The sequence below is a fragment of the Janthinobacterium sp. HH104 genome (genome assembly GCF_001758715.1).
Lineage (GTDB): Bacteria > Pseudomonadota > Gammaproteobacteria > Burkholderiales > Burkholderiaceae_D > Janthinobacterium > Janthinobacterium aestuarii.
This window is the reverse complement of sequence record NZ_LRIB01000012.1, coordinates 1-1949: the sequence shown is the minus strand read 5'-3', so window position 1 is coordinate 1949 and position 1949 is coordinate 1. Positions and strand designations below refer to the sequence as shown.

The 1949-nt window shown below is 62.5% G+C and carries 1 protein-coding gene and 1 pseudogene; both read left to right on the top strand.

The annotated features are described in order from the left end of the window. A partial coding sequence (locus tag JAB6_RS00875; RefSeq protein WP_083292459.1) for a terminase ATPase subunit family protein occupies window positions 1–1739 on the top strand: 1739 nt, incomplete at its 5' end. 14 nt (window positions 1740–1753) lie between these two features. After that, window positions 1754–1949 (top strand): annotated as a pseudogene (locus JAB6_RS00870) (capsid portal protein); the annotation flags it as partial.

Sequence of the window (1949 nt, the reverse complement as noted above, 5' to 3'; positions counted from 1 at the left end):
AGCCGCGCCGCGCCGCGCGCGCCCTGTACTGGAAGGGCTGGCGCATTTCGTCCATCGCCCGCCACCTGGGACTCAAGCGCAGCACCATCAATAGCTGGAAGCTGCGCGACGAATGGGACAAGGCGCAGGCCATCGAGCACGTCGAGGCGTCGGCCGAGCTGCGCCTGGTGAAACTGATCGAAAAAGAGGTCAAGAGCGGCAGCGATTACAAGGAAATCGATTTACTCGCCCGCACCATCGTGCAGATGGCGCGCGTGCGCCGCTATGAGCAGCCGGGTGGCAACGAGGTCGATCTCAACCCCAAACTGGCGAACCGTAATGCCGGGCCGAAGAAGAAGCCGACGCGCAACGACTTCAGCGAAGAACAGAAAATCCAGCTGCTCGACGCCTTCCAGGACTCGCTCTTCGACTATCAAAAGGTCTGGTATCGCAACGGCGACCAGCGCACGCGCGCCATTTTGAAATCGCGCCAGATCGGCGCTACCTGGTATTTCGCCCGCGAGGCGCTTGCCGACGCCATGCAGACGGGGCGCAATCAAATTTTCCTGTCCGCCTCAAAAAGCCAGGCGCACGTCTTCAAGCAATACATCGTGCAATTCGCGCGCGAGGCGGCCGGCATCGAGCTGACGGGCGACCCCATCGTGCTGCCGAACGGCGCGCACCTGTATTTCCTGGGCACCAATGCGCGCACGGCGCAGGGCTACCACGGCAATTTCTACTTCGATGAATTCTTCTGGACGCAGAATTTCCAGGAGTTGAACAAGGTGGCCTCGGGCATGGCCATCCACAAGAAGTGGCGCAAGACCTATTTTTCCACGCCATCCTCGACCACGCACCAGGCCTATCCGTTCTGGACGGGTGAGCTGTTCAACAAACGCCGCGCCAAGGCTGACCAGGTGAATATCGATGTGAGCCATGGCCGCCTGTCGTCGGGTTTTACGGGCGAGGACAAGATCTGGCGCCAGATCGTCACCATCCTGGACGCCGAGCGCGGCGGCTGCAACCTGTTCGACATCGACGAACTGCGCAACTTCGAATACAGCCCCGACCAGTTCGACAATCTGCTGATGTGCAACTTTATCGACGACTCGGCCTCGGTCTTTCCGCTGGCCGAGCTGCAGCGCTGCATGGTCGATTCCTGGGTGGAGTGGGACGACTACAAGCCGTTGCTGGGCCTGCGCCCGTTCGGCAACCGGCCCGTGTGGATCGGCTACGACCCGGCCTTGAACGGCGACAGCGCCGGCTGCGTGGTGCTGGCGCCGCCCATGACGGCCGGCGGCAAGTTCCGCATCCTGGAGCGCCACCAGTGGCGCGGGCAGAGTTTCGAAGACCACGCCGACGCCATCCGCCAGATGACCCAGCGCTACAACGTCGAGTACATCGGCATCGACACGACCGGCATGGGCATTGGCGTGCTGCCCATCGTGCGTGGCTTCTTCCCGGCCGTCACGGCCCTGAATTACTCGCCCGAAGTCAAAACCCGCATGGTGCTGAAAGCCAAAAACATCATCAGCAAGGGGCGGCTGGAGTTTGACGCCGGCTGGACGGACATTGCGCAATCGTTCATGGCCATCCACAAGACCCTGACCCCCAGCGGGCGGCACGTGACGTATGTCGCCGGCCGCAGCGATGAAACCGGCCACGCCGATCTGGCGTGGGCCTGCATGCATGCCCTCGATCACGAGCCATTCGAAGGTACCACCGACAACCACCACTCTTTCATGGAGATTTATTCTTGAGCAAAGCACGACACATGCGCGCGCGCGGCCAGCAGGCCGAGGGCGCGCCATCAACAGCGGCCACGGCGCCGGCCGCCGCCGGCATCGAGGCTTTTTCCTTCGGCGACCCGACGCCCGTGCTCGAGCACGCCGACATTCTCGATTGCTTCGAATGCTGGAAGAACGGCCACTGGTATGAGCCGCCCGTCAACCTGGCCGGCCTGGCCAAGT